This window comes from Ruegeria sp. CK2 (genome assembly GCF_056536585.1).
Window position 1 is genome coordinate 1 of sequence record NZ_JBQFPW010000079.1, and the last position, 608, is coordinate 608.

Here is a 608-nt window from a genome sequence, read left to right on the forward strand (position 1 = left end):
GTAATTCTCGCATAAGCATTGATAGGTCGACTCTGTCCTCAAGCGCATGAAGCCGTCATTGGAGCAACCGCAGCGAAAGGCAGGTTTGTCCCGCTTTGCGTCAGTTCGGCCAGTCTCTGATATTGCGCGCGTGGCGAACGGCGGGTTTAACGGGCTGCGTCGAAGCTTCACTGACTGGCAGCCATCGGCAGGCAAGGGCCGTCTTTGAACGAGCTCGGCTGGCTGCATTGGCCCGGTTTTGCGCCGCCGCCGAGGTTCGGTATACGCCCCAAAAACCTGATGCTGCGCATTGCTCAAAAGGGCAGTTTCCGGAGGAGCCGTTGCACTGGTTGTGCACGAGGCAATTAAGAAGGCCGAATGGTAAAGCGCTGCCATCTACAGCCGTTCAGCTGAAGAGCAAATGACCGAAACAATGTCCGCGCATCACAGCCTCAACACGCCTTCCAACCAGCGCTCATACATCAAATCCCGATGCCCAAGCAATTCCCTTGCGGTTTCGAGCGTTTCGTCATCCACTTCAGAAAATGCCGCCCGCGTGGTTGCGCGCATGGCGCATACCTCATCTGGCAATGGTTGTAACAAACCGGCAAAGGTCGCGACATATATGT

The 608-nt window shown here is 56.1% G+C and carries 1 protein-coding gene; it reads right to left on the reverse strand.

The genetic code is table 11. The features are described from left to right. Window positions 1–423: 423 nt before the first annotated feature. Window positions 424–608, reverse strand: a 185-nt coding sequence (locus ACR0BU_RS24775; protein ID WP_480739598.1) for a hypothetical protein, incomplete at its 5' end; no start/stop codon positions are given.